At 74.1% G+C, this 24769-nt stretch carries 20 protein-coding genes; 4 read left to right on the forward strand and 16 right to left on the reverse strand.

The window, feature by feature from the left end:
- The first annotated feature begins 130 nt into the window (after positions 1 to 130).
- Positions 131 to 1699, forward strand: coding sequence for a CocE/NonD family hydrolase (locus tag WN71_RS30680; RefSeq protein WP_046582140.1), 1569 nt, complete (start codon positions 131 to 133; stop codon positions 1697 to 1699).
- A 393-nt stretch (positions 1700 to 2092) separates the two neighbouring features.
- On the opposite strand, the gene WN71_RS30685 is transcribed toward WN71_RS30680, so the two are convergent.
- The 4 genes from WN71_RS30685 to WN71_RS42970 all read right to left on the reverse strand — a co-directional run bounded on the left by WN71_RS30685 (position 2093) and on the right by WN71_RS42970 (position 6212).
- On the reverse strand, positions 2093 to 2512 hold the full coding sequence (locus WN71_RS30685) for a DUF6278 family protein (protein WP_046582139.1): 420 nt from the start codon (positions 2510 to 2512) through the stop codon (positions 2093 to 2095).
- A 129-nt stretch (positions 2513 to 2641) separates the two neighbouring features.
- Positions 2642 to 3421: an exodeoxyribonuclease III gene (locus WN71_RS30690; protein ID WP_046582138.1), complete on the reverse strand. Its 780-nt coding sequence runs from the start codon at positions 3419 to 3421 to the stop codon at positions 2642 to 2644.
- 228 nt (positions 3422 to 3649) lie between these two features.
- Positions 3650 to 4285 carry an MBL fold metallo-hydrolase gene (locus tag WN71_RS30695; RefSeq protein ID WP_046582135.1) on the reverse strand — a complete coding sequence of 212 codons (636 nt, stop codon included), beginning with the start codon at positions 4283 to 4285 and terminating at the stop codon, positions 3650 to 3652.
- Positions 4286 to 4484: 199 nt separating this feature from the next.
- Complete coding sequence (locus tag WN71_RS42970) at positions 4485 to 6212, reverse strand: alpha/beta fold hydrolase (protein WP_240529823.1); 1728 nt, start codon at positions 6210 to 6212, stop codon at positions 4485 to 4487.
- Positions 6213 to 6434: 222 nt separating this feature from the next.
- Here WN71_RS42970 and WN71_RS41185 point away from each other — a divergent pair, with 222 nt between their 5' ends.
- Positions 6435 to 6611 (forward strand): hypothetical protein, encoded by a 177-nt coding sequence (locus tag WN71_RS41185; protein WP_107469815.1) that lies wholly within the window; start codon positions 6435 to 6437, stop codon positions 6609 to 6611.
- A gap of 133 nt (positions 6612 to 6744) precedes the next feature.
- Entirely contained in the window at positions 6745 to 7950 is a 1206-nt protein-coding gene (locus WN71_RS30710; RefSeq protein WP_107469816.1) for a phospholipase D-like domain-containing protein, read from the forward strand.
- Between the two features lie 27 nt (positions 7951 to 7977).
- Here the strand turns inward: WN71_RS30710 and WN71_RS30715 are convergent, their stop codons facing one another.
- The 5 genes from WN71_RS30715 to WN71_RS30735 form a co-directional block, all read right to left on the reverse strand.
- Positions 7978 to 10632, reverse strand: coding sequence for an SWIM zinc finger family protein (locus tag WN71_RS30715; RefSeq protein WP_240529824.1), 2655 nt, complete (start codon positions 10630 to 10632; stop codon positions 7978 to 7980).
- Positions 10629 to 13571, reverse strand: a complete 2943-nt coding sequence (locus WN71_RS30720) for a DEAD/DEAH box helicase (RefSeq protein ID WP_079178236.1) — start codon at positions 13569 to 13571, stop codon at positions 10629 to 10631. The genes WN71_RS30715 and WN71_RS30720 overlap by 4 nt, the downstream gene beginning before the upstream one ends.
- A 143-nt stretch (positions 13572 to 13714) precedes the next feature.
- Positions 13715 to 14296 (reverse strand): hypothetical protein, encoded by a 582-nt coding sequence (locus WN71_RS30725; protein WP_046582133.1) that lies wholly within the window; start codon positions 14294 to 14296, stop codon positions 13715 to 13717.
- The gene (locus tag WN71_RS30730) at positions 14293 to 15441 is read right to left on the reverse strand and encodes an ROK family glucokinase (protein ID WP_046582131.1); all 1149 of its coding nucleotides are present in this window, start codon (positions 15439 to 15441) and stop codon (positions 14293 to 14295) included. The genes WN71_RS30725 and WN71_RS30730 overlap by 4 nt, the downstream gene beginning before the upstream one ends.
- A gap of 249 nt (positions 15442 to 15690) precedes the next feature.
- Positions 15691 to 16428 carry a GntR family transcriptional regulator gene (locus tag WN71_RS30735; RefSeq protein WP_107469817.1) on the reverse strand — a complete coding sequence of 246 codons (738 nt, stop codon included), beginning with the start codon at positions 16426 to 16428 and terminating at the stop codon, positions 15691 to 15693.
- 129 nt (positions 16429 to 16557) lie between these two features.
- On the opposite strand from WN71_RS30735, the gene WN71_RS30740 reads away from it, so the two are divergent.
- Complete coding sequence (locus WN71_RS30740; RefSeq protein WP_046582128.1) at positions 16558 to 17595, forward strand: Gfo/Idh/MocA family protein; 1038 nt, start codon at positions 16558 to 16560, stop codon at positions 17593 to 17595.
- A gap of 101 nt (positions 17596 to 17696) precedes the next feature.
- Here the strand turns inward: WN71_RS30740 and WN71_RS30745 are convergent, their stop codons facing one another.
- The 7 genes from WN71_RS30745 to alc form a co-directional block, all read right to left on the reverse strand.
- The gene (locus WN71_RS30745) at positions 17697 to 18881 is read right to left on the reverse strand and encodes a cytochrome P450 family protein (protein ID WP_206300184.1); all 1185 of its coding nucleotides are present in this window, start codon (positions 18879 to 18881) and stop codon (positions 17697 to 17699) included.
- Positions 18882 to 19004: 123 nt separating this feature from the next.
- Complete coding sequence (locus tag WN71_RS30750) at positions 19005 to 19811, reverse strand: response regulator transcription factor (protein ID WP_079178237.1); 807 nt, start codon at positions 19809 to 19811, stop codon at positions 19005 to 19007.
- Between the two features lie 146 nt (positions 19812 to 19957).
- The gene (locus WN71_RS30755; protein WP_079178238.1) at positions 19958 to 21226 is read right to left on the reverse strand and encodes a sensor histidine kinase; all 1269 of its coding nucleotides are present in this window, start codon (positions 21224 to 21226) and stop codon (positions 19958 to 19960) included.
- A 222-nt stretch (positions 21227 to 21448) separates the two neighbouring features.
- Positions 21449 to 21844: a guanyl-specific ribonuclease gene (locus tag WN71_RS30760; protein ID WP_046582125.1), complete on the reverse strand. Its 396-nt coding sequence runs from the start codon at positions 21842 to 21844 to the stop codon at positions 21449 to 21451.
- A gap of 121 nt (positions 21845 to 21965) precedes the next feature.
- On the reverse strand, positions 21966 to 22592 hold the full coding sequence (locus WN71_RS30765) for a dihydrofolate reductase family protein (protein ID WP_046582123.1): 627 nt from the start codon (positions 22590 to 22592) through the stop codon (positions 21966 to 21968).
- Between the two features lie 121 nt (positions 22593 to 22713).
- Positions 22714 to 23520 carry an AIM24 family protein gene (locus WN71_RS30770; protein WP_079178239.1) on the reverse strand — a complete coding sequence of 269 codons (807 nt, stop codon included), beginning with the start codon at positions 23518 to 23520 and terminating at the stop codon, positions 22714 to 22716.
- Between the two features lie 67 nt (positions 23521 to 23587).
- Entirely contained in the window at positions 23588 to 24718 is a 1131-nt protein-coding gene (gene alc / locus WN71_RS30775) for an allantoicase (protein WP_046582122.1), read from the reverse strand.
- Between the last annotated feature and the right edge of the window lie 51 nt (positions 24719 to 24769).

The following is a 24769-nucleotide window of genomic DNA, read 5'->3' on the forward strand; positions in this document are numbered from 1 at the left end:
TCAGGCCACTTGTGTCAGGGACCGTTCAACAACCTTTACTCGTACGTAACTTACCGACGGGTTACTTCCGGTAGGGCGACGAGGCTACCGTCGGGTCACTTTGCTGTTTCACGCCTGTGAGGAGTGACCCGTGAGACTCGCCCGCAACACGCTGCGCACCTCCGCCGTCGGCGCCGTCTCGGCGGCCCTGATCGCCGGCACGGTGATCGGCCTGGCACCGGCCGCCCAGGCCGCCGACCCGGCCGTACGCTACGTCGACATCACCGGCGACGGCGGCACGGTGCTCAAGGCGAACGTCGTGACACCGGCCGGCGCCGACGGCGGCCGCCGCTACCCGCTGATCGTGCTCCCCACGAGCTGGGGCCTGCCGCAGATCGAGTATCTCGCCCAGGCCCGCAAGCTGGCCGACGCCGGCTACATCGTGCTCACCTACAACGTGCGCGGCTTCTGGCAGTCCGGCGGCCAGATAGAAGTGGCGGGACCGCCCGACTGGGCGGACGCGTCGAAGGTCATCGACTGGGCGCTGGCCAACACCCCCGCCGACGCCGGCCGCATCGGCATGGCCGGCGTCTCCTACGGCGCCGGGATCAGCCTGCTCGCCGCCGAGCACGACAAGCGGATCAAGGTGGTCGCCGCGCTCAGCGGCTGGGCCGACCTGATCGACTCGATCTACTCGGGCCGCACCCAGCACCTCCAGGCCGCCGCGCTGCTCGACGGCGTCGGCGCGGTGGTCGGCCGCGAGAGCCCCGAGGTCCGCCAGGTCTTCGACGAGTTCTACTCCTCGGACCTCTCTCACGAGCAGGACATCGAGGCCTGGGGGAAGAAACGTTCCCCCGAGACGTATGTCGACGAGCTGAACAAGAACCACACCGCGGTCATGCTGGCGAACGCCTGGGGCGACTCGATCTTCCCGCCCAACCAGTACGCCGACTTCTACGAGCAGTTGACCGGGCCCAAGCGGCTGGAGTTCCGCTCCGGCGACCACGCGACCGCCGAGCTGACCGGGCTGTTCGGCCTGCCCAACGACGTGTGGACGGACACCGTGCAGTGGTTCGACCACTATCTGCGCGGCCAGGACAACGGCATCGACCGGGAGCAGCCGGTGGAGCTCAAGTCCCGTGACGGCGGCGGCTACGAGAGCTATCCCGACTGGAAGGCGGTCGGCGCGACCCGCCGCAAGTTCGCACTCCAGGGCACCACCACCATCCACGCGAACGTGGACTCCGGGGCGGACGGCGGCGTCGTCTTCCTCTCCAGCATCCTCGACCAGATCGCCCAGCTCCCGCCGATGGCCGAAATCCCGCTGCTGCCGCGCCGCTGGGCCGCGGTGTGGAAGTCGGAGAAGTACGGCACCGCCCAACTGGTGCGGGGCACGCCGAAGTTCCACACCACCCTCACGCCGACCAAGGAGAGCGGCACCCTCGTCGCCTACCTGTACGACGTGGGCCCGCTCGGCCTCGGCAAGCTGGTCTCCCACGCGCCCTACACCTGGCACGGGCGGACGCCGGGTGAATCGTTCGACGTGGACCTGGATCTGTTCTCCACGGCGTACGACGTCCCGGCGGGCCACCGGCTGGCCCTGGTCGTGGACACGGTCGACCCGCTCTACATCGAGCACAACCCGTCCGGCGCACAGCTGACCTTCTCCTCGCCCGCGGACGACCCGTCGTACGTGTCCGTTCCGCTGCGCGAGCAGTGATCACCGGCTGCCGCCGCCCGGGTCCGCTCAGCGCCTGACGATCCGGGGCGGCAGAACCCCCGCGGGACAGCCGCGGGGGACGCGGTCCCGGACCACGACATACGGCTCGGCACCGCGCGTGTCGACATCACGTGGTTCGATCGAGGGATCGACGGCCATGCGCAGCACTACCCACTCTCCGCTGTGTCCTGGTCGCCGCAAACTATCCAGCTCCTCAGGGAGCGAGAGAACGACACGCACTTTTCGGGCATAAGCCGTATTTACGGCAACCTTATGTGCCGGCCGACCTGCCGCGGGTCGGCCCGGTGGCCGGGTCGGCTCACGGCCCGGTCGGCTCCGGGCCCGCCTCCGCCTGAGGCCTCAGGCCTCCGCGTCAGGCCTCCGCCTCAGGCCTCAGGCCTCAGCGACCTCGGCGTACACCTGGGACAGTTCCGGCGCGCCGCTCGCGGCCCACTCCTGGCCGGCCGCCACCACGTCGAACTCACGCCCGGACTCCAGCCGCACCACCAGCCGGCTGCCGGGGAGGATCTCCCAGCTCGCCCCGGGCACGGTGCGCACGATCACGGTGCCCAGATACAGGCCCGCGTCGTTGCCCAGCCAGGGCAGGCTCTCCTCGTCGTCCCGCCAGCGCGGCAGCAACTGGTCCAGGGCCTCCAGGGAGGCCACCGAGTCGTCGAGCCCGACGCCCGCGCCGGACGCCTGGGAGCGCAGCAGCTCGCACTCCGCCAGCAGCGACGCGATGCCCTCGGAGGAGGCGGGCGGCGCCGCGTCACCGCTCCTGCCGTGCCGGTTGCCCAGGAAGGAGAAGTTCATGGGTTCAGCGTGGCATTCGCACCCCCGTGCGCACCACAGCCAGGACGGGGGTGTCGTGTCGCCTTCCGGGCCGGGCCGGTGCTGCGACCGGAAAGGTTCACCGGCTCGCAGACCTTTCCGGTCACAGCACTAGACGTCCAGGTCCACGACGACCGGCGCGTGGTCCGAGGCGCCCTTGCCCTTGCGCTCCTCACGGTCGACGTAGGAGTCGGTGACCGCCTTGGCGAACGGCTCGTTGCCGTAGACCAGGTCGATCCGCATGCCGCGGTTCTTGGGGAAGGCCAGCTGGCGGTAGTCCCAGTACGTGTACGGGTGGTCGTACTTCAGCGGGCGCGGCACCACGTCGGCGAGGCCCGCCTCGCGCAGCGACGCGAGGGCCGCGCGCTCGGCCGGGGTGACATGGGTGAGGCCCTCGAACGCCGCCACGTCGTACACGTCGTCGTCGGTCGGCGCCACGTTGTAGTCGCCGAGCACCGCGAAGGGCCGGCCGCCCGCCGCGTCCCCCGCGACGGCGGCCTTCAGCGCCTCGAACCACCGGAGCTTGTAGGCGTAGTGCGGGTGGTCCACCTCGCGGCCGTTCGGCACGTACACCGAGCAGACGCGGACCGGGCCGCAGGTGGCAAAGACCGCCCGGGGCTCCTCGGCGCCGTCGTAGCCCGGGTCGCCGGGCAGGCCCTTGACCACGTCGGCCAGGCCGACGCGGGAGAGCACCGCCACGCCGTTCCACCGGCCGGTCGCGTTCACCGCCGCCTCGTAGCCCAGCTCGCGCAGCTGGTCGAACGGGAACTGGGCCTCGGCGATCTTGGCCTCCTGGAGGCACAGCACGTCCGTGCCGCTGCTCTCCAGCCAGGCCAGCAGCCGCGGCAGACGGGCGGTGATCGAGTTGACGTTCCAGGTCGCGATGCGCATGCCTGACAACCTACCGGGCGGGTACGACAACGCCGCCGCGCGCCGGGACGCGCGGGCCGTCGGGCGGGTGCCCGGGCCGGTGCCTGGCAGGGCCAGGCGGGTGCCCGGGCCGGTGCCCGGCGGGTGCTCCGGCCCGTGGCCGTGCCCGGCCCGTGCTGGGCCCGTGCCCGGTGGACGCTCCGGCCCGTGCCCGGCCCGTGCCCGGCGGACGCTCCGGCCGGTGTCCCGTCAGACGTCCGCCGACGCCCCGGGGGTCAGCCGCAGGTGCTCGGCGCCGCCGAGGGCGCCGATCTGGCGGTCGTAGATCGGCCGGGCCAGGTCGGTGAGGAGCGCGTCGTGGATGTCGTAGGACCGCTGCGGCTTGACCTCACGGACGTAGTCGATCACCTCGGAGATCTTGCTCCACGGGGCCTGCACCGGGAGCATCAGCGTCTCGACGGCCTGGCCGGGGACGGTGAGCGCGTCGCCGGGGTGGAAGACCCGGCCGCCGTCGAGGAGATAGCCGACGTTGGTGATCCGCGGGATGTCCGGGTGGATCACCGCGTGCAGCTCGCCGTGGACCTGGACGTCGAAACCGGCGGCGGTGAACGTGTCGCCGTGCCCGACGGTGTGCACCCGGCCGGGGAAGGCCGCGGAGATCTGCTCCGCGACGGACCGCAGCGTCCAGATCTCCGCGGCCGGGTTGGTCTCCAGGGCCGTCCGCAACCGCCCCTCGTCGAAGTGGTCCGGGTGCTCGTGCGTGACGAGGACGGCGTCCGCGCCCGCCGTCGAGTCCTCCTCGCTGAACATCCCGGGGTCGATGACGAGCGTCCGGCCGTCCTTCTCCAGGCGGACACAGGCGTGCGACTTCTTCGTGAGCTTCATGCTTCCCATCCTGCCCCCGCGGGCCGCCGCGCGGCGGCCGCAAGCCTGGTGCTCGTACCACCCGGAGGACGCCCGGAGGACGCCCGGAGGACGCCCGACGAACGCCCCGAGGAGGTCCGGCGAACGCCCCGAGGACCCCGGAGGACACCCGAGGGCGCCCGGAAGGCGATCGCCCGTCCGTCGCGGTTCCGGCGGGCCGTCACTCCGCCGGCGTGGTCTCCTCGCGTACGACCTCCTGCGCCACCCGGAACGCGCGGTTCGCCGCGGGCAGGCCGCAGTACACCGCCGCCTGCAGCAGGACCTCCTTGATCTCGGCGGGCGTGAGCCCGTTGCGCAGGGCGGCGCGGGTGTGCGCGGCGAGTTCCTCCAGGTGTCCGCCCGCGACCAGCGCGGTCAGCGTCACGCAGCTGCGCGTGCGCCGGTCCAGGCCGGGCCGGTCCCAGATCTCGCCCCAGGCGTAGCGGGTGGCGAGGTCCTGGAAGTCCGCCGAGAAGTCGTCGGCCCGCTCCAGCACCTCGTCGACGTGCGCGTCGCCGAGCACCTCGCGGCGGATCTTGAGCCCGGTGTCGTACCGGTCCGACGACTCCGCGGACGCCGGACGGTCGGGAGCCGGGCCGATCTCCGCGACGGGCGGCGCCCACTGCGGCGGGTCGGCCGGGACCGGCCTCGCGACGTCCGCGGGGTCCGCCCCGGCGAAGGCGCCCGGCCCGCCCCCGGCATAGGCGTCCGGTGCCGGCCCGGCGAAGGGCCCCGGTGCGGCCCCGGCGAACGGCCCGGACGACGGCGGGGCGAAGGGCCCGGAGGCCGGCCCGGCGAAACGTCCGGGGGCCGGATCGGCGAACGGCCCTGAGGGCGGCCCGGCGAAAGGAACGGGTGTCGCCCGGGCGAACGGAATGGGTGCCGTCTCTTCGAGCGTGCCCGTCGCCGCCCCGGTCAGGGCGCCCGGGAACGGTGCCGCGAGGCCGTCCGTGGCCGTGACCGGCCCCATGGAGGTGCCCGCGGCCGGCCCCGCGGAGATGGCCGCGGCCGCCCCCGTGAAGGTGCCCGTCGCCGGCCCCATGAACGTGCCGGTGACCGGGCCCGCGACCGGTGCCGCGAAGGCCCCCGCCATCGCGATCTGTCCGGTGGACGACTCGACGAACCCGGGCTGCCAGGCCGTGGAGAAGTGCCGGACCAGCAGGTCGGTGACGGCCGCGGGCTGCTCCACGGGCACCAGATGGGACGCTCCCGGTACGACGGCCAACCGGGCGTCCGGGATCCCGGCGACCAGGGTGCGGGCCTCGGCGGGGCCGGCGACCGCGTCCTCCGAGCCGACGAGGACCAGCGTCGGCACCCCGATCCGGCCCAGCTCGGCGCGCACGTCGAACGCGGCGAGCGCCTCGCAGGCCGCGATGTAGCAGCCGGGGTCGGTGGTGCGGACCATCTGCACGGCCCACTCCGTGATCGCGGGCTGCGCGGCCGCGTACCCGGCCGTGAACCACCGCTCGGGCGCGGTCCGCGCGATCGGGTCGAGCCCGTTGCTGCGGACCACCACGCCCCGCTGCCGGAACTCGTCGGGGGTGCCGAACCTCGGTGAGGCGGCGATCAGCGCGAGGGAGGCCACCCGCTCGGGGTGGCGCAGCGCCAGCTCGATGCCGACCGCGCCGCCCAGGGCGCAGCCCGCGTAGCCGAAACGCTGGACGCCGAGCCCGTCGAGGGTGGCCAGCAGCCGGGTGGCGACGTCGGCGACGGAGTGCGCGGGGTGGGCGGGCGCGCCGCCGTGCCCGGGGAAGTCGAACCGGACGACCCGCCACTGCCGGGCGAGTTCCGGTATCTGCCGGTCGAACATGTGCCAGGTGGTGCCCAGTGAGGGACCGAGGATCAGGACCGGGGCGTCGTCCGGCCCGTCGACACGGTGGTGCAAAGTGGTGGTCGGTGTCTCGCTCACGCCCTGCACGCTCTCACATCTCGTGATTTCCCACGTGTTCGGGTAGGAAGTGCGCGCAGTTCGTCCATCTCGTGACGGCCTCGCGCGGATCCTCTGGTCCTTCGGTGACCGTTCCCGACGCCTCCCGGGTGTGTACCCGTCCGCGCCGGGCATCCGCTGGGCAGCCCGTCGTACGGCGTACGGCGTCGGCGACCCACCTGACCCGACCACCTGGAGGCCCCTGTGCTGGCCATCGTCTCGGCAGTCCTGTTCTTCATAGCGTTCCTGATCAACGCCGCCGATCTGTCGACCAACGACGTCTTCACCTCGACCAATGTGATGCTCCTCGGACTGGCCCTGCTGGCCCTGCACTTCGGGGGTGTCGGGGGCGGCTGGACGGCGCGCGGCCGTCGGCGGTGAGGCAGGGGAGACCGGTTCCCGGACGCACCCGTGACGGTGACGGATGACCGGAGAACGGCCGTGCCGGGTGGCCGGCCGTGACGGGTGACCAGAAAACACTGACGAAGGGGGTTTCGGGGTGATCCTGGACGACGTGCCTGCCGTCCCCGCCGACGGTACCGAGCCGGTCGCCGAGTCCGACGCGGGGGCGCGCACGGCGCGGCTGCGGCGGCGGCTCGAACGGCTGATCGGCGTGGCCGCGACCGAGGGCAACGCGCTGCTGCCGCTGCGCAACGGCGACGAGATCTTCCCCGCGATGCTCGGCGCGATCCGCTCCGCGCGGTACACGATCGACATGATGACCTTCGTGTACTGGCGCGGGCAGATCGCCCGCGACTTCGCGGCCGCCCTCGCCGACCGCGCCCGCGCGGGGGTGCGCGTACGGCTGCTGCTCGACGGCTTCGGCGCGCAGCAGATCGAGCGGGAGCTGCTCGACCTGATGGACGTCTCCGGTGTCCAAGTGGCCTGGTTCCGCAAGCCGTTCCTGCTGTCGCCGTTCAAGCAGAACCACCGCTGCCACCGCAAGGCGCTGATCGTGGACGAGCACACCGCCTTCACCGGCGGGGTCGGGATCGCGCAGGAGTGGTGCGGCGACGCCCGCGGGCCCGGGGAGTGGCGCGACACCCATGTCCAGGTGCGCGGGCCGGCCGTGGACGGCATCGCGGCGGCGTTCGCGCAGAACTGGGCCGAGTGCCACGACGAACTCTTCGACGACCGCGACCGGTTCACCGGGCACGAGCAGACCGGCACCTCGATCGTGCAGGTGGTGCGGGGCTCGGCCAGCATCGGCTGGCAGGACATGCAGACCCTGATCCGGGTGATGCTCACCTCCGCCGAGGAGCGGTTCCGGCTCGCCACCGCCTACTTCGCGCCCGACGCCTACTTCGTGGACCTGCTGTGCCGAACCGCGCGGCGCGGGGTGCGCGTGGAGATCCTGCTGCCCGGCCCGCACACCGACCAGCGCGCGTGCCAACTGGCGGGCCAGCAGCACTATGCGCGGCTGCTGGAGGCGGGGGTGCGCATCCTCCAGTACCGGCCGACGATGATGCACGCCAAGATCATCACGGTCGACTCGGTCGCCGCGCTGATCGGGTCCACGAACTTCAACCGGCGTTCCATGGACCACGACGAGGAGGTCATGCTCGCGGTCCTGGACGAGACGTTCACGGCGACGCTCGACCGCGACTTCGACGAGGACGCGCGGCGCAGCGTGCGGATCGAGCCGGGCCGCTGGCGCCGGCGCGCCCTCCTCCAGCGCGTCAAGGAGACGGCGGTCACCCCGATCCGCCGCTTCCTGTGAACCGGGGCCGGTACCGCGCGAGTTCGGCTAGTCGCCGGGGGTGCCGAGGCCGGTGAGGGCGCCGACCGGGTCGAGGTCGGGAGTGCCGCGGGGCCACCAGTCGTCCTGACCGGGCTCGGACTCGTAGGCGTACCACAACCCTTCCTGTCCGAAGCGGAGTTGGACATGGCCGGCCGGGTGGGTGAGCCGGTTGCGCCAGGGGCGGAAGGCCGGCAGGTCGGCGGCCAGGAGCAGCGGGCGGGCCCGGTCGAACCGCCCGGCGGGCGGGTCCCACGGCTCTTCGAGTACGGCCAGACCCGCGAGCCCGCCCTGCCGCCAGGCGGCCACGGCGCGCGCGAGATCGGCGGGGGTGCGGTCGGCCGCGGCAGCGAGCGTGGCGTAGAGCGCGCGGGTGGCTGCGGTCAGCCCGGAGCCGGGGCGGGCGGCCGCGAGCCGGACCGCGTCCTGCCACAGCGTCAGCTCGCCGACCGGGTCCCGGCCGGTGGTGAGCAGGGCATGGGCGCGGGCGGCCGCGTCGGTGGCGAGCTGGTCCAGCGCGAAGGGGTCGGGACCGCCGGGCGCCGCCGGGTACACGGGCGGCTGTTCCGGGTGCGCGGGGGCGGGCAACGGCGGCGGCAGCGGCGGCAGTCGGCGCGCCGCGAGGACCTCGCTCGCCCGTACGCCGGGCAGTTCGGCGGGCCGCTGTTCCTGGGCGGCGCGGGCCTGCCGGGAGGCGTTGCGCCGGGACAGCGCGTCGAGCAGCTCGCGCTCGCCGCGGCCGCGGAGCAGGAACAGCACGAAGGGGTCGGCGTCGAGCAGGCGGGCGGTCTGGTAGCAGAGGGCCGCCGCGTGCTTGCAGGGGTGGCCCGAGTCGGGACAGCTGCACTGCGGCGCGAGGTCGCCGGGGCCGGGGAGCAGGGAGACCTTGCTGTCGGCGAGGGTGCGGGGCATGTCCTTGTCGAGCAGCGCGGCGATGTCCGCGGGCCGGTCGGCGACGGCGTCCAGGAACCGCTCCCAGTCGCCGTCCCCGAGCGTGCGCAGGCGCACCTGTACGCGGTACGGCCGGGCGCGGCTGCCCTGCACGTAGGCGAGCACGAGCCCCGGCGTCACGGTGATGGCGTCCACCCGCCCGCCCTCCGCGTACCCCCGCCCGCGCGCCAGCCGTTTGACGTCCAGGGCTCCCTGTTCGAGCGCCTCCACCCACGCGTTGCCCCACCAGCTCTCGGCGAAGGCCCCCTTCCGGGCCGGCCGCCCCGGGAACGCGGGGAAGGTACGCCGAAGATCCCCGTCGCGACGGGGTGAGGCCATGGAGAGGGAGCGGGCGGGGGCGCCGACGGGGGCGGACCGGTCATGGGCGACATCCCCGGCCGCGTCACCGGGGTCGCGGTCGCGGTCACGGTGTCGGTCGCGGTCGCGGTCGCGGTGTCGGTCGCGGTCGCGGTCGCGGTCACGGTCACGGTCGCGGTCGCGGTCGCCGAGGGTGCCCGACGCGGGCGGCTCGGGGACGGAGCCGACCGCCGCAACCACCGAGGCACCGCCCGCCGACTTCCCACCGGGCCCCCGGTCGATCGCCGCCCGCGCGGCGGCGGACGCGGACGGTTCACCCGCGGGCGCGGGGCCGACGGCGTTCGCGCGGTCGCGACGGGGGGCACCGTGGCGACCTGACCGGGAACCGCCCGTGGCCGAGCGGGAACTCCCTTCAGGCGCACCGGAGTCGGCCGTTCCCCGAGGCGCGGGCGAGCCGGTCCCGGCTGCCTTCCGGAGGGCCGGGGCCGGACCGTCGGCGCGCGCCTCGTGGACCACTTCACGCCGCCCGGCCACGGCCCGCCGCAACGCGGCACGGGCCGCGTCGGCGGGTCGCGCCGACGCGCTCACGATGTCGGCCCCGGCTTCGGTCCCGTCTTCGGTCCCGGAGTCGGCTTCGGTCTCGGTCTCGGTCTCGGCTTCGGTCTCGGTCTCGGTCTCGGTCTCGGTCTCGGTCTCGGTCTCGGTCTCGGCGGATTCTCGCGCGGCGGGAGCCGGGGGCATGTGGGCGGAGTCGGCAGGGCCGGGAGCGGCGGCAGGGGCGGCAGAGCTCGGCGCGGTGCCCGCGGCCCCCGCGTCCGGCGCGAGCGGCACGGCGGATCCGCCGGCGGGCTGCTCGGCGGGATCCGGTGGCACGTACGCGGCGTCGCGTTTGCGAGCGGCGGCCGCGCCGGCGGAACCGAGCGCCGCGCGCGCGAGGTCGGCGGGACGCGGTCCGGCGGGGGCACGGTCCGGTCCGGGACGCGGTCCGGCAGGGGCACGGTCCGGCGCCGGGCGCGTGACGTCGGCGAGGCCGGCCGCCGCGGCGGCCAGTGCGGCGCGGGCCGCGTCCCCGGGGCGCTGCCGCGGGGACGCGTGCGCGTCCTCGTCGGACGGGCCCGCGCCGCCGCCCGCCCGCGAACTCCCCTCACCCAACTCACCGGTGGCGTCCTCGGCCGCCTCGGCGACGCTCTCGGGACGCTCATCCGACCGGGGCAGCCACTCCCCCGCGTCGGGCGCCCACTGAGCCTCGCCCGGCGCCGCCGAGGTGTCCGCGTCGGTGGCGCGGCGTTCTCCCGCGGACCGTGCGCGGGCTGCTCGTAGGGCGCGGCGGGCCGCGTCCGCAGGGCGGGACGAGGGGTCGCCGGGGGTGCCGGGGGCCTCCTCCGGGTGGGAGGCCGGGGTGGGGGCCTCGGTCATGTCGGCCTCCGCAGGGAGACCAGGTCCGCGAGGTCACGGTCCGTCAGCTCCGTGAGGGCCGCCTCGCCGGAGCCGAGGACCGCCTCCGACAGGGCGCGCTTCGCGACGAGCATCTCGGCGATGCGGTCCTCGACCGTGCCCTCGGTGACCAGGCGGTGGACCTGCACCGGCTGGGTCTGGCCGATGCGGTACGCGCGGTCGGTCGCCTGCTCCTCGACCGCCGGGTTCCACCAGCGGTCGTAGTGGACGACATGCCCGGCGCGGGTGAGGTTCAGGCCGGTGCCCGCGGCCTTCAGGGAGAGCACCAGGACCGGGGTGGCGCCGTCCTGGAAGCGGTCCACCATGCGCTCCCGCTCCGGGACGGGCGTGCCGCCGTGCAGCAGGTCGACGGGGATCGCGCGCTCCGTCAGGTGCGCGGTGATCAGCCGGGCCATGCGGACGTACTGCGTGAAGACGAGCACCGAGCCGTCCTCCGCCAGCACCGTGTCCAGCAGTTCGTCGAGCAGGGCGAGCTTGCCGGAGCGGGCCGCCTGCCGGTCCGCTCCGCCGCCCGTGCCGGGCTCCTCCTTGAGGTACAGCGCGGGGTGGTCGCAGATCTGCTTCAGGGCGCCGAGCAGCTTGAGCACCAGCCCGCGGCGCGCGATCCCCTCCGCGGTGCCGATGGCGAGCATCGACTCGCGCACCATCGCCTCGTAGAGCGCGGCCTGTTCGCGGGTCAGGGCGACCGGGTGGTCGGTCTCGGTCTTCGGCGGGAGTTCGGGGACGATGCCGGGGTCGGACTTCTTGCGGCGCAGCAGGAACGGGCGGACCAGGCGGGACAGGCGCTCGACGGCCTCCGCGTCCTCGCCGTTCTCCACCGCGCGGGCGTGCCGGGCGCGGAAGGACTTGAGCGGGCCGAGCAGCCCCGGGGTGGTCCAGTCGAGCAGGGCCCACAGTTCGGAGAGGTTGTTCTCGACCGGGGTGCCGGTGAGCGCCACGCGCGCGGGTGCCGGGAGGGTGCGCAGCGCCTTCGCGGTCGCGGAGTAGGGGTTCTTGACGTGCTGGGCCTCGTCCGCGACGACCAGGCCCCAGGAGTGTGCGGCGAGGGTGGGCGCGGCGGAGCGCATGGTGCCGTAGGTGGTGAGGACGAAGCCGCCCTCGACGTCGTCCAGGCTGCGCTCGGCGCCGTGGTAGCGGCGCACGGGCAGTTCGGGGGCGAAGCGCCGGATCTCCCGCTGCCAGTTGCCGAGCAGGGAGGCGGGGCAGACGACGAGCGTCGGCTCGGTCCTGGCCCGCTTGAGGTGCAGCGCGATGAGGGTGACCGTCTTGCCGAGGCCCATGTCGTCGGCGAGGCAGCCGCCGAGGCCGAGGGAGGTCATGAGGTCGAGCCAGGCCAGGCCGCGGAGCTGGTAGTCGCGCAGGGTCGCGCGCAGGCCGGCGGGGGGTTCGGCGGGGCGTAGTCCGGCCGTGAGCCGGTCGCGCAGCGCGGCCAGCGCGCCGGTCGGCACGGCCTCGACGCTCTCGCCGTCGACGTCCGCGGTGCCGGTGAGGGCGACCGAGAGCGCGTCGACGGGGTCCAGCAGCCCGAGGTCGCGCCTGCGGGCCTTGCGGACCAGCGCGGGGTCGACCAGCACCCACTGGTCGCGCAGCCGCACGACGGGCCGGTGGGCCTCGGCGAGCACGTCCATCTCGGCCTCGGTGAGGGGGTCGCCGCCGAGGGCGAGCTGCCAGCGGAACCGGAGCAGCTCCTCGCTGTCGAGGAAGCCGGTGCCGTCCGTGGCGGAGCCGGGCGCGGGCCGGACCACGGCGGCGGCGGTGAGGTCCTGGGCGAGGTCGCGGGGCCAGTGCACGGCGACGCCGGCCGCGGCGAGCCGGGTGGCGGCGACGCCGAGCAGCTCGCCGAGCTCGGCGCCGGAGAGCGCGAGCACGTCCGGGACGTCCTGGTCGGCGAGCCGGTCCAGCGGCGGCCAGACCCGGGCCGCGCGCCGTACCGCGAGGGCGGCGTCCACCCGGGCGCGGGGCCCGAACGCGGCGTCGGCCTCCCCGGCCCACAGCGAGCTCGCGTCGGCGACCAGGGTCGGGTCGGCGAGGCTGTGCACCTGGACGATCGCGGCGCCCGCGGAGCGCACGGCGCCGTCGTCGGGGTCGTCGTCGAAGAGGTCGTACGCCGTGAGGTCGAGGCGGAGCGAGACGCGGACCCCCGCGTCCATGCCCGCGGCGACCTCCGCGGCCCAGGCCGCGGCGTCGGGCAGCCGCTGCGCCGGGACGGCCGCGAAGGGCTTTCCGCAGGTGTACGGCGCCGCGGGGGTGCGGGGCAGGGTGTCGGCGACCGCGTCCAGGAAGGCGCGCACGAGCGCTTCGGGCGCGGGCAGCCGCAGCGGTCCGGGGCCGGGCAGCGGGACGGCGTGCCCCTCGGGCGGGAGGGCGGCGGCGACGGCGCGCAGATGGGCGATGTCGTCGCGGTCGAGCGGGCCGGCGCGCCAGGCGTCGGTGCCCGCGGGGGTCAGGCCGGGCAGCAGGCGGCCGCGCGCGGTCAGGCGCAGCGCGTGCAGGGCGGCGGCGCCCCAGCAGGCGGTGGCGGGGTGGGCGGCCGGGTCGTGCCGGGCGCGGACGAGGAGGGGGAGCGCGTCACCGACGGGCAGGGTCAGCGCGGGGGCCTCGCGACGACGGACACCCGCGCCGTGCGGTCGTACGACGGTGAGGGAGGCGGACGGGGTGCCCGGCGTGGCGGGCAGGGGGTCGCCGTCGGGATCCCAGAAGGCGATCCGCCCCTCACGCGGCAGCGGCGCGGGCAGGAAGACGGCGGCGAGCCGCACCGGGACGTCCTGCGCGACGGCGCGCGCGGGGGCCTCTCCCGGCGCCCGTGCGGCCGTCGCGGGGGCCTCCCCCGGCGTCCGCGTGGCCGTCCCCGCCGCGCCCGCCGCCTGTGCGCGCGGCAGCCATCCCGTCGTGCCGTTCATACGTTCTGTCACCTCCCGCCCTCTCGTGGGTCCAGTCGTCCTCGACTCTACGGGCGGGGTCTGACAATCGGTCGCGGCGACGGTGTCACGGCCGCCGCCGGCCGCGCGCGAGGCCTCCCGGACGGGGCGGCTCGCGCGCTCCGTCAGGGGACGGTGCGGGAGACGACGTACACCGTCGGGTTGGCCGGGTCGGACTGGTTGACCACGATGTCCTCGGTGGGCGCCGGGTTCTTGCCGTGCTTGACCAGGCCGTACCAGGTGCTGGGCACGGGGAACGCCCAGCCGGTGATCTTCTGGTCGCGGGCGCTGATGGTGACGTGGCCCTTCTTCAGGTCGTCCCGGTCGAGGTTCAGCCCTTCGAGGAAGCTGTCCAGTCCGGCCTGCGAGGTCTGGAACTGGACGTAGAGGCGGCTGGTCTTCCAGTTGTTGGTCTCGTAGTAGGCGACCGGGTCGGCCGGGTGCGGGATCGGCACCTGGTAGAGCCGGCGCTGCACCTTCGAGGGCCAGCCCGCGGTGAGGCCGGTCGCCGAGTACGCCGACTCCTTGTCCTTGCCGCTGTTGCGGCTCTGGTAGCCGGAGATGACCAGATAGCCCGCGGGCACGCCGATCAGCAGCCCGATGATGAGCAGGGTGAGCGCCCTGCGCCGGTTGCGGTGGCGGCGGCCCTCGGCGGGCCGGTGCGGGCCGTTGACGTGGACGGACTGGTGGGGAAGTGATGCGGTCATGCGGTGTCCCGGCTCCTGCGGCGCGCCTCGGCGTAGCGTTCGTAGCGCTCGATCCGTTCCACCCGGCGCCGCTTGGCGCGGCGGAAGCGGCGAGCGACCAGGCGCGCCAGGTCGGCGGCGCCCACCATGCCGGCCTCGGGGCCGAGCTGGGCGCGCACTATGCGGGCCTCCGGACGGTAGCCGCGCCCGGTGAGCTGGCGCTTGAAGGCGTCCCGGGCGGGGCCGATGAGCAGGTCGTCGGCGGCGCTGACACCGCCGCCGATGACGAAGCACGAGGGGTCGAGGGCCGCGGCGAGGTTGGCGATGCCGACGCCGAGCCACTGGCCGATGTCCTGGAGCAGCTCCACGCACATCGCGTCGCCGTCGCGGGCCAGCTCGGTGATCATCGGGCCGGTGATCTCGGCGACGTTGCCCTTGACGTGCTCGATGATCCCGTACGCCACCGGGGAGTCGGCGGCCGCCAGCTCCCTGGCCTCGCGCACCAGCGCGTTGCCTGAGCTGTACTGCTCCCAGCAGCCGCGGTTGCCGCACGGGCAGCGGTGGCCGCCGGGCACGACCTGCATGTGCCCGAACTCGCCCGCGACGCCGAACTTGCCGCGCTTGACCTGGCCGTCCTCGAGGATCGCGCCGCCGATGCCGGTGCCCAGGGTGATCATGACGAGGTGGTCCTCGCCGCGGCCCGCGCCGAAGCGCCACTCCGCCCAGGCGGCGGCGTTGGCGTCGTTGTCGACGAGGACCGGGACCGACAGGCGCTCGGAGAGGCGGTCGCGCAGGGGTTCGTTGCGCCAGGACAGGTGCGGGGCGAAGAGCACGCGGTTGCGCTCCGCGTCGACCCAGCCGGCCGCCCCGATGCCCACCGCGTGCACGTCGTGCCGGTCGGAGAGGTCCAGGACCAGTTCGACGATGGTGTCCTCGACGACCTTGGGGCTCTTGGACTTGTCCGGGGTCTCCGTGCGGAGCTTCTCCAGGATGTTGCCGTCGGCGTCGACGACGCCCGCCATGACCTTGGTGCCGCCGATGTCGATGCCGACGGTCGGGACACGGGGTGCCGTCAGGTGTGACCGGCGTTCCCTCGTTCCCACCGTTCGCAGCACGGGGGCCCGTCGGGAGCCTATGGGGGCGGTGAGGTCGCGGTAGGTGCTCATCAAGCCCCGATTGTGCCTCACCCTCGCGTCGGGTGGCGTACGGGCGAGATAAGTACGGGCGTGGTCAAAGGCCGCGGAGCGGTCGTACGGCGGGTCGTACGGCAGGTCGTCGCAGGATCTCCGGAGGGCCTGCGGAGATCCTCCGGAGGGTCTTCGGGGCGCCCGCGGACCCCGGTTCGGTTGTCCTGACATTGAGACTTACACCGTTTGGTGAACGGCGGGTTTCGGCCAAGATTCACACGGCGCGCGTCAAGGCCGTACGAGCAGCTGGAACTCGAAGGAGTAGCGCGTCGGGCGGTAGGTGTGGTCGCCGTGCTCCACCGCGCGGCCGGTGTCGTCGAACGTCGTGCGCCGCATGGTCAGCAGCGGGGCGCCCTCGGTCTCGCCGAGCCGCTCGGCCTCGGCCGGGCCGGCCCCGCGGGCGCCGATGGACTGGCGGGCGCTGTGCAGGGTGATTCCGGCGGCGCGCATCATGCGGTAGAGGCCAGTGGACTCCAGTTGCGCGGTGTCCAGGTCGAGCAGACCGGGCGGCAGATGGTTGCAGAGATACGCCATCGGTTCGCCGTGGGCGAGCCGCAGCCGCTCGATCCGGTGCACCTCGCCGCCCTCCGGCACGCCGAGCGCGGCGGCGACCTCCGCGGAGGCGGCGACCGCGGTGTTGACGAGGACCTTGGTGGCGGGGCGCTGGCCGGCCGCCTCCAGGTCGTCGTAGAGGCTGCTGAGCTCCAGGGGGCGCTTGACCTGGCTGTGCACGACCTGGGTGCCGACGCCGCGGCGGCGCACCAGGAGGCCCTTGTCCACCAGTGACTGGATCGCCTGGCGGACGGTCGGGCGGGACAGGCCGAGGCGGGCGGCCAGCTCGATCTCGTTGCCGAGCAGACTGCCCGGGGTGAGCGCACCGTGTTCGATCGCGGCCTCGAGCTGCTGCGACAGCTGGAAGTACAGCGGCACCGGCGAGCTGCGGTCCACGCTGAGATCGAGCTGCACGACCGGGTCCACTTCTGGTTTCACCACGGGCCGAGCGTAGCCCCGTGGCCGGTTGACGGGAAGTTGTGTAGTTCGATTGTCCGGACATACGCATTGACAGGGCGTGTCCTCGGACCTCACTTTGTCTTCATGCGCATCGGGGTCATCGGTACGGGCCGCATCGGCACCATTCATGCGAACACACTGAGCCGTCACCGGGACGTGGGTTCGCTGATTCTCACGGACGCGGACCAGGGACGCGCCCAGGAACTCGCCCACCGTCTCGGGGAGACGGCGGCACCCAGTGTCGAGGAGATCTTCGCCTGGGGGGTGGACGCCGTGGTGATCACCACGGCGACGTCGGCGCACGCGGAACTGATCGGCCGGGCCGCGCGGTCGGGGCTGCCGGTCTTCTGCGAGAAGCCCATCGCGCTGGACCTGCCGGGCACGTTGCAGGCTCTTGCCGAGGTCGAGAGCGCGGGAACGATCCTTCAGATGGGGTTCCAGCGGCGCTTCGACGTGGGTCACATGGGCGCCCGGGAGGCCGTGCGGGCCGGGCGGCTCGGCCGGCTGCACACGGTCCGGGCGACGACCTCCGACCAGTCGCCGCCGACGCGCGCGTGGCTGACACTGTCCGGCGGGCTGTTCCGGGACTCGCTGATCCACGACTTCGACGCGGTGCGCTGGATCACCGGCCGCGAGATCGTCGACGTGTACGCCACCGGGTCGGACGCGGGGCCGCTGATGTTCCGCGACGCGGGCGACGTCGACACCGGCGCGGCCGTCCTCACCCTCGACGACGGCACGATCGCGACCGCGACCGCGACCCGGTTGAACGGCGCCGGGTACGACGTCCGCATGGAACTCGCGGGCGAGCTGGACCAGATCGTGGTCGGCCTCGACGACCGCACGCCGATCGCCTCCACCGAGCCGGCCGGGCCGCCCGCCGCGGACAAGCCCTGGACCGGCTTCCTGGAGCGGTTCGCCCCGGCCTACGAGGCCGAGATGGCGGCCTTCGTCGAGGTGGTCTGCGGTGAGCGGGCCAACCCGTGCGACGGCCGCGAGGCGCTCCAGGCCCTGCGGGTCGCCGAGGCCTGCGAGATGTCCCGCCGGGAACGCAGGGCGATCGCCCTGGCGGAGGTCCCGGGGGCCGCGGTGCCGGGGGCGGGGGTCTGGGCGTTCGGGTGATGCCGGGCTCTGGCCCCACCTCATGGCGGGGCCACTTCGTCGACCCGGCCGGCTCGGGCCACCGCTCCCCGCTCCCCGCTCCCCGCTCCCCGCCGTGAGGGCTACCACCGCACCGGCAACGCCCGCAGGCCCCGCATCAGCATTCCGGGGAGCCATGCGCCGGGCGGGCCGTCGAGGGCGAGGTCCGGGGCGCGGTGCAGCAGGGCGCCGATCGCCGTACGGGCCTCCAGGCGGGCGAGCGGCGCGCCGAGGCAGAAGTGGAGGCCGTGGCCGAAGGCGAGGTGGCCGCGGGGGTCGCGGTGGACGTCGAAGCGGTCGGGGTCCGGGAAACGGGCCGCGTCCCGGTCGGCCGCGGCGAGCCCGATCATCACCATCTCGCCCTGCCCGATCTTGGTGCCCGCTATCTCCAGCGGCTCGGCGGCGAAGCGGAAGGTCGCGTTCTCCACCGGGCCCTCGTGGCGCAGCGTCTCCTCCACCGCCGGGCCGAGCAGCCGCGGATCGGCCCGCACCGCGGCGAGCTGGTCCGGGTGGGACAGCAGGTCGTGGACGCCGTTGGTGATCAGGTTGACCGTGGTCTCGTGGCCCGCGATCAGCAACAGGAAGGCCATGCCGCGCAGCTCCTCCGCGGAGAGCCGGTCGCCGTCCTGCGTCGTGGTGCGGATCAGATCGCTGAGCAGGTCGTCGCGCGGCCCGGAGCACCGCTTGTCCTCGATCAGCTCGCTCAGATACTCCGCGAGCCGGGTGAAGGCCTCCGTCGCGTTCTGCGCGCTGGTCGGCGCCACCACCTCCGTGGACAGCGTGCGGAACTCGGCGCGGTCGAACTCGGGGACCCCGAGCAGCTCGCAGATCACGGTGATCGGCAGCGGGTAGGCGAACTCCTCCACGAGGTCGCCCCGGCCGCGCGGCAGCATGGCGTCGAGGAGGTCGTCCGTGATGCGCTCGATCCGCGGCCGCAGCGCCTCCACCCGGCGCATGGTGAACTCGCGCGCCACCAGCGCGCGCAGCCGGGTGTGCTCGGGCGGGTCGGACAGCAGCATGTGGCGGCCGAGCAGCTCGTCGTCGCGCGAGAGCACGCCGAGCTTGCGGGTGTCCTTGGCGAGCCGCGGGTCGGTGAGCGCGGCGCGCGCCTCCTCGTACCCCACGACCAGCCAGGTCTCGCCGAGCTGGTCGACGTCGGCCAGCCGGACGCGGTGCACCGGTCCGAGGCGCCGCAGCCGGGCGTACACCGGATGCGGGTCGTTGCGTAACGCGTCGCCGAACTCGGCGAGGTCGATCACGTCGGTCATCTGTCCCTGCCCCCTGGTCACGATGCCTGCACGGTCCTGAAAACCGCCCGGTCCCGCTGCCGGCCCGGTCCCGATGCGTCCCCGGTCCCGGACGTTCTCCTCTGCAACGAGCCGCGCACGGGATCAGTGCCCGCTCTCGTCCTCCAGAAGTCCCGCGTCGTACGTCAGCAGCGCTATCTGGACACGGTTGCCCAGGTCCAGCTTGGCGAGGACGCGGGAGACATGGGTCTTGACGCCGGCCACGCTCAGGTAGACCTCCGCCGCGATCTCGGCGTTGGTGAGGCCCCGGCCGACACGGACGGCGACCTCGCGTTCGCAGTCGCTCAGGACGGACAGCCGCTCACGGGCGCGGGAGCGGCGCGTGTCGGCCGCGCCGTCCGCGACGTGCGCCATCAGCCGGCGGGTGACCGCGGGCGACAGCACCGGGTCCCCGGCCGCGACCCGGCGCACGGCGTCGAGGATCTCGGCCGGCGGGGTGTCCTTGAGCACGAACCCGGCGGCGCCCACGCGCAGCGCCCGCAGCACCTGCTCGTCGGCGTGGAAGGTGGTCAGCACCACGACCTGCGGGGCGTCCGGGCGGGCTCGGAGCCGCTCGGTGGCGGTCAGGCCGTCCGTACCGGGCATCCGGATGTCCATCAGGACGACGTCCGGCCGGGTGCGGTCGACCAGCTCCGGCACCTCCGCGCCGTCGCCCGCCTCGCCGACGATCTCGACGTCCCCCGCGCCGCCCAGCATCAGGGACAGCCCGGCCCGCACCAGTGGGTCGTCGTCGACGAGCAGCAGTCTGATCTCGGATCGGGACTCGGATCCGCTCTCGGATCGCGACTCGGATACGGCCGCGGATCGGGACTCGGATCCGCTCTCGGATCGGGACTCGGATCCGCTCTCGGATCGGGACTCGGATCCGCTCTCGGGTCGGGTGTCGGCCATGGGCCTACGAAACCACGCCGGCCCGGAGCGGCGGAGGCGACCGCCGCGATCAGCGCCCCCGCCCGGGCCCGCGCCCCTGGCCGCGGCCACCCCGATCAGCGCCCCCGTCCGCGCCCCCGACCCGCCCCCGCCCTCGCCCACCGCGCTCACCCCCACGGCAGCCGTCCCCGGACTTCGTACCCCCCGTCCGCCGTCGGACCGTGGTCGAGCCGGCCGCCGGCCAGGTGGGCGCGCTCGGTCAGGCCGATCAGGCCTTGGCCGGAACCGGGCACGGGCGGGACCTCGCCCTCGGGGGCCGGGTTGCGGACCGCGATGTCCAGACCGGAGCCGGATGCTCCGCTCACCGTGACCGTGACCTCCGTGCCCGGGGCGTGCTTGCGGGCGTTGGTCAGGGCCTCCTGGGCGATGCGGTAGGCGGTGCGGCCGACGGAGGCGGGGACCGCGGCGGCGTCGGCGACCCGGCTGTCCAGGGTGACCTTCATGCCGGCCTCGCGGGACTCGGCGACCAGCGCGTCCAGCGCGCCGAGCGTGGGCTGCGGGCGGCCCGCCTCGTCGCCCTCGCCCGCGCGCAGGACGCCGATGATCTCCCTCAGGTCCTGGAGGGCCTCGTGCGCGCTCTCCCGGATGACACCGGCGGCGCGCTCGATCTCCTCGCGGGGCGCGTCCGGCCGGAACTCCAGGGCCCCGGCGTGCACGCTGAGCAGGGTCAGCCGGTGCGCCAGCACGTCGTGCATCTCGCGGGCGATGGCCTCCCGCGCGAGCCGCTGCGCCCGCTCGGCCCGCAGCAGCGCCTCCGTCTCGGCGCGCCGGGCCCGGTCGCGCAGGCTGAGCATGAGCTGCCGCTTGGACCGGACGAACATGCCCCAGCCGATGGCCGAGAGCGTGAACAGCTCCGTGAACAGCACGGCGCCCAGGTACGGCAGGTCGGGGTCGGGGCGCAGCCAGAAGAAGACGGGGATCAGCGCGAGCGAGCAGCCGCCGATCCAGGCGACGTACCGGAAGGGCCGGTGCACGGCGAGCGTGAAGAGCGCGATCAGGCTCGCGCCGCCCGCGGTGGTCGAGACGAGGCCGACCGGGAGCAGCGCGACGGCGAGCTGGACCGGCCGGCTGCGGCGCAGCCACAGCGCGAGGCAGGCGAGCCCGCCGAGGGCCTGGTCGGCGACGGCGAGGGCGTGCGGCACGCGCGGTTCCCGCGCCAGCGAGTCGGCGGCGAGCAGGCCCGCCACGACGGCCAGCGCGAAGCAGGAGAAGTCGACGACCCAGTCGCGGGCGGTGCGCCGGGGGCGCCCGCCGGGTCCGGCTCCGCCGTCCGCCCCGGCGTCGAGCTCGGCCACCACCGCGGACGGCAGCAGCCACCGCCGGTGCGGGAAGACCGGTGGGATCCGTGCCGTGTCGTGGTCACTCACAGTCGACAAATCTATGCGGCGGACGTCGTCGGCACCTCCCTCCGGAGCGGACCGGCGACCGAGGAGGCGCCCCCGGCGACGAAAGTCGCACCGCCCGCGACTTCGGTCGCGGCGCGGGCGACGTCGCTCGCGCCGCACGCGGACACGACTCGCCCCGCGGACGGTGTGGGGGTGTCCGCGGGGCGAGTCGTTCCGGAGGTGCGCTCGAAGGACGTCCTCGGCGGCGTGGGATCAGCAGCCGAAGTCGATCAGGTCGAACGTGACGTAGTGGTCCGCCGTGTAGTAGTCCTCCTCGTACTCCTCACCGGTGACGATGCGGCGGGCGCCGCGGGTGGAGGAGCCGGGGGTCTTGACCGTGTACTCGTGGTAGTACCCGGTGGACTGCTTCGGCAGGACGCCCTCGCGGTTCTGGAAGACCTCGCCGTCCTCCGAGTACGGGAACGGGCCTCCCGACGCGATCAGATCGAGGGTGTCGTACGCCTGGGTCGGCAGGTCGCTGTAACAGATGCTGCCCACCGAGCTCACGGCCGCGTTCGCCGTGGTGACCGTGACGGTGCCGCCGACCACGAGGGCCGAGAGGAGCGCGGCGGCCGCGCCGATGCGGGAGATACGTGGGGGGAATCTCATGGCCCTATGATGACGCGCGTAGACGATGGCATGTCAATGACAAAACGAGCGCTTTTTCCGTCCCGCCCGATGAGTTCTCGGGAAGTTAACCTGCGGTCGGCTCCGGGGCCGGTCCGCCTTCCTACGACGCGTCCGGCGCCGAGTAGTCCCCGTACTCCGGGCGCCCCGCGCGGTCGTACGACTGGATGGAGACGCCCGCCGAGGTGATCCGTCCGCCGGTGTGCCGGAACGCCATCGGGGCCGTGCCCTCCGGGAACAGCCGCAGCCCGGTGCCGAGCACCACCGGGAAGGTGATCAGGTGCACCGTGTCCACCAGGCCCAGCTCCAGCAGGGAGCGGAGCAGGGCTCCGCTGCCGTGCAGCTGGAGCTCGCCGTCCGTGCGCTCCTTGACCGCGGCGACCTCCTTGGCCAGGTCGCCGCCGAGCACGGTGGTGCCGTTCCAGGCGGGGTCGGTCAGGGTGGACGAGGGGACGTACTTGGGGAGCGCGTTGAGCGGTCCGGCGATCGGGTCGGCGGGGTCGGTCATCCCCGGCCAGTACCCGGCGAAGATGTCATAGGTGCGGCGGCCGAGCAGGAAGGCGCCGGCCCGGCGGAACACCTCGCCGACGAAGCGCCCGAAGTCCTCGTCGCCGTAGGTGAAGCTCCAGCCGCCGTGGGTGAACCCGCCCCGGGTGTCCTCCTGCGGGCCGCCGGGGGCCTGGTACACGCCGTCGAGGGTGACGAAGATCGTGGAGGTGAGCTTGCCCATGGCGGTGCCTCGTCTCGGGAAGGGGTCTACTGCCATCAGCTCAGACCCCGTCGGCACCCGCAACTCATCGGTCCGCCGGGCGGCGCGGCGGTGGTGCGCGGGGGCGGCCCGGGGGCCGGCGTCACCCCGCGTGCGTGGAGAACAGCCCGCCCGTCGGGCCCTGCTTGTCGCCGCCCTGGGCCTTCCGCAGGGCGTTGGCGAGGCTCTCGATGGTGAGCGACTGGAGGATCACCCGTCCGTTGCCCTCCAGGGTGGCCAGGGAGAGGCCCTCGCCGCCGAACACGGCGTTCATCAGGCCCTGCCGGTTGAGGCCGCCGACGCGCTGGACGCCGTACTGGATGCCCTCCTCGAAGGCGACCACGCAGCCCGTGTCGACCTCTATGCGACCGCCGAAGTCGGCCGGGTTGAGGTCGATGAAGTTGCCCGCGCCGGCGATGATCACCGTGCCGTACCCGGTGAACTTCTCCAGGATGAAGCCCTCGCCGCCGCTCATGCCGGTGCGGCCGCCCTGGAACGCGATGCCGAACTCGACCGAGGACTCGGCCGCGACGAAGGCGTCCTTCTCGGCGAACCACGCGCGCGTGCCGTTCAGTTCCAGCGCGCGCATCTCGCCCGGGAGCACCCCCGCGAAGCCGACCGTGCCCTGGCCGCCCTGGGCCGAGAAGTACTGGAACGCCGCCGACTCTCCCGCGAGCATGCGCTGACCGACCTGCATGGCGGTGCCCATGGCCTGGCGCAGCATTCCGCCGACGCCGCTGCCCTGCGGCTGCCCGCCGTTGCCCGAGGGGCTGCTCAGCCGGGTCTCCATGGTCACGTTCGTCGTCTTGAACAGGAACTTGCCCGCCTCGCAGTACACGCTCTGGCCGGGGTTCAGGTTGACGACCGCCATCTGCATGGCGTTGCCGACGATCTCTTGCTGAAGGGTCACGGCAGGGGAACGCGGGAAACCGGCCGGAGAGTTCCGGCCGGACCGCCCCGATCGTGTGATTCCCGGCTCAGCCGCCCAGTTCCCGGTGGCGGGCCGTGAGGCGTGCCGCGCCCTCCTCGGTCGGGGTGCCGTACAGGCGCAGGCGGGAGATGCCGCCGTCCGGGAAGATGTCCACGCGCGCGTGGCTGCCGACGGCCGGTTCAGGGAGCACGAAGCGGTGGTTCGTGTCGGGCTGGAGGCGGGTGCGGGGCAGGATCTCGAGCCAGCCGCCCTCCTCCGCCCCGCCTTCGTCGCCGTCCCGTACCGAGACCGACGCCCAGCCCGCGCTGTTGCCCTTCAGATACGCCGTGTCGATCTCCACCGCACGGATGACGGACCGGGCCGCCAGCCGGTAGCGGATCCAGTCGTGGCCCTGGTCGCGGCGGCGGCGCGTCTCCCAGCCGTCGTCCATCTTCCGCGAGCGGCCCGGCTGGATGGTGTTGGTGGCGGGCGAGTAGAAGAGGTCGGAGGCGTCCTCGACCGCGCCGCCGTTCTCCAGGGCGACCACGTCGAACGTACCGAGCGCCGCCAGCCACGCCGGGTCGGGCACGATCTCGCCGTGCACCCGCAGGCGCGCGATGCCGCCGTCGGGGTGCTGGTTCACCCGGAGGTGGGTGAAGCGCTGCTCCACCGCCACGACGAAACCGTTCGCCGCGTGGCCGCCGACCGGGGTGCGCGGCACGAGGGTCGTCCACTTCACCTCGCCGGACAGCAGCTCCTCCGGGGACGGGGAGCCGGGCACGGACGTGCCCTCGACCGACACGGCCTGCGGGTAATTGCCGCGGAAGTGGGCCGTGTCGACGACGATGCCGCGGATCACGCCCGGCGCGCCGAGCCGGACCAGCGCCCAGTCGTGGTCGTCCGCCGTCGGCCAGGGCCGGCCGGCCGAGGCGCCGCGCCGGCGCCGGGTCTCCCAGCCGTCCATGACCTTGCCCTTGTGCCCGAAGTGCTCGGGGTCGAACGCGGCCCGCCCCGGCACCAGGAGGTTCTCCCGCTGGGCGAAGAACTCGTCGTTGGCGGCGACCACCCCGGCGCCCAGCCGCCGGTCGGCGAGGTCGGGCAGGCGAGTGAAGGGGAAGTCGGCGGTGCGGTAGTCCGCGTAGGGGTCGCCGCCGCCGTAGGGGCTCGCGTCGCCGGTGAAGCTCGGAATCGCCGTCACGGTGATCAGGGGTTCCTTTCGGGTGTCGGCCGGTGCGGGTGCGGGTCGGGG

The sequence above is a fragment of the Streptomyces mangrovisoli genome, assembly GCF_000974985.2.
In the GTDB taxonomy this organism is placed as follows: Bacteria; Actinomycetota; Actinomycetes; order Streptomycetales; family Streptomycetaceae; genus Streptomyces; species Streptomyces mangrovisoli.

Excerpts from the sequence above, each read along its gene's own strand:
- WN71_RS30685 (WP_046582139.1), bottom strand. The coding sequence starts at position 2,512 with ATGAACTTCTCCTTCCTGGGCAACCGGCACGGCAGGAGCGGTGACGCG.
- WN71_RS30690 (WP_046582138.1), bottom strand. The coding sequence starts at position 3,421 with ATGCGCATCGCGACCTGGAACGTCAACTCGATCACCGCCCGTCTGCCG.
- WN71_RS30695 (WP_046582135.1), bottom strand. The coding sequence starts at position 4,285 with ATGAAGCTCACGAAGAAGTCGCACGCCTGTGTCCGCCTGGAGAAGGAC.
- WN71_RS30715 (WP_240529824.1), bottom strand. The coding sequence starts at position 10,632 with ATGACCGAGGCCCCCACCCCGGCCTCCCACCCGGAGGAGGCCCCCGGC.
- WN71_RS30720 (WP_079178236.1), bottom strand. The coding sequence starts at position 13,571 with ATGAACGGCACGACGGGATGGCTGCCGCGCGCACAGGCGGCGGGCGCG.
- WN71_RS30725 (WP_046582133.1), bottom strand. The coding sequence starts at position 14,296 with ATGACCGCATCACTTCCCCACCAGTCCGTCCACGTCAACGGCCCGCAC.
- WN71_RS30730 (WP_046582131.1), bottom strand. The coding sequence starts at position 15,441 with ATGAGCACCTACCGCGACCTCACCGCCCCCATAGGCTCCCGACGGGCC.
- WN71_RS30740 (WP_046582128.1), top strand. The coding sequence starts at position 16,558 with ATGCGCATCGGGGTCATCGGTACGGGCCGCATCGGCACCATTCATGCG.
- WN71_RS30745 (WP_206300184.1), bottom strand. The coding sequence starts at position 18,881 with ATGACCGACGTGATCGACCTCGCCGAGTTCGGCGACGCGTTACGCAAC.
- WN71_RS30750 (WP_079178237.1), bottom strand. The coding sequence starts at position 19,811 with ATGGCCGACACCCGACCCGAGAGCGGATCCGAGTCCCGATCCGAGAGC.
- WN71_RS30760 (WP_046582125.1), bottom strand. The coding sequence starts at position 21,844 with ATGAGATTCCCCCCACGTATCTCCCGCATCGGCGCGGCCGCCGCGCTC.
- WN71_RS30765 (WP_046582123.1), bottom strand. The coding sequence starts at position 22,592 with ATGGGCAAGCTCACCTCCACGATCTTCGTCACCCTCGACGGCGTGTAC.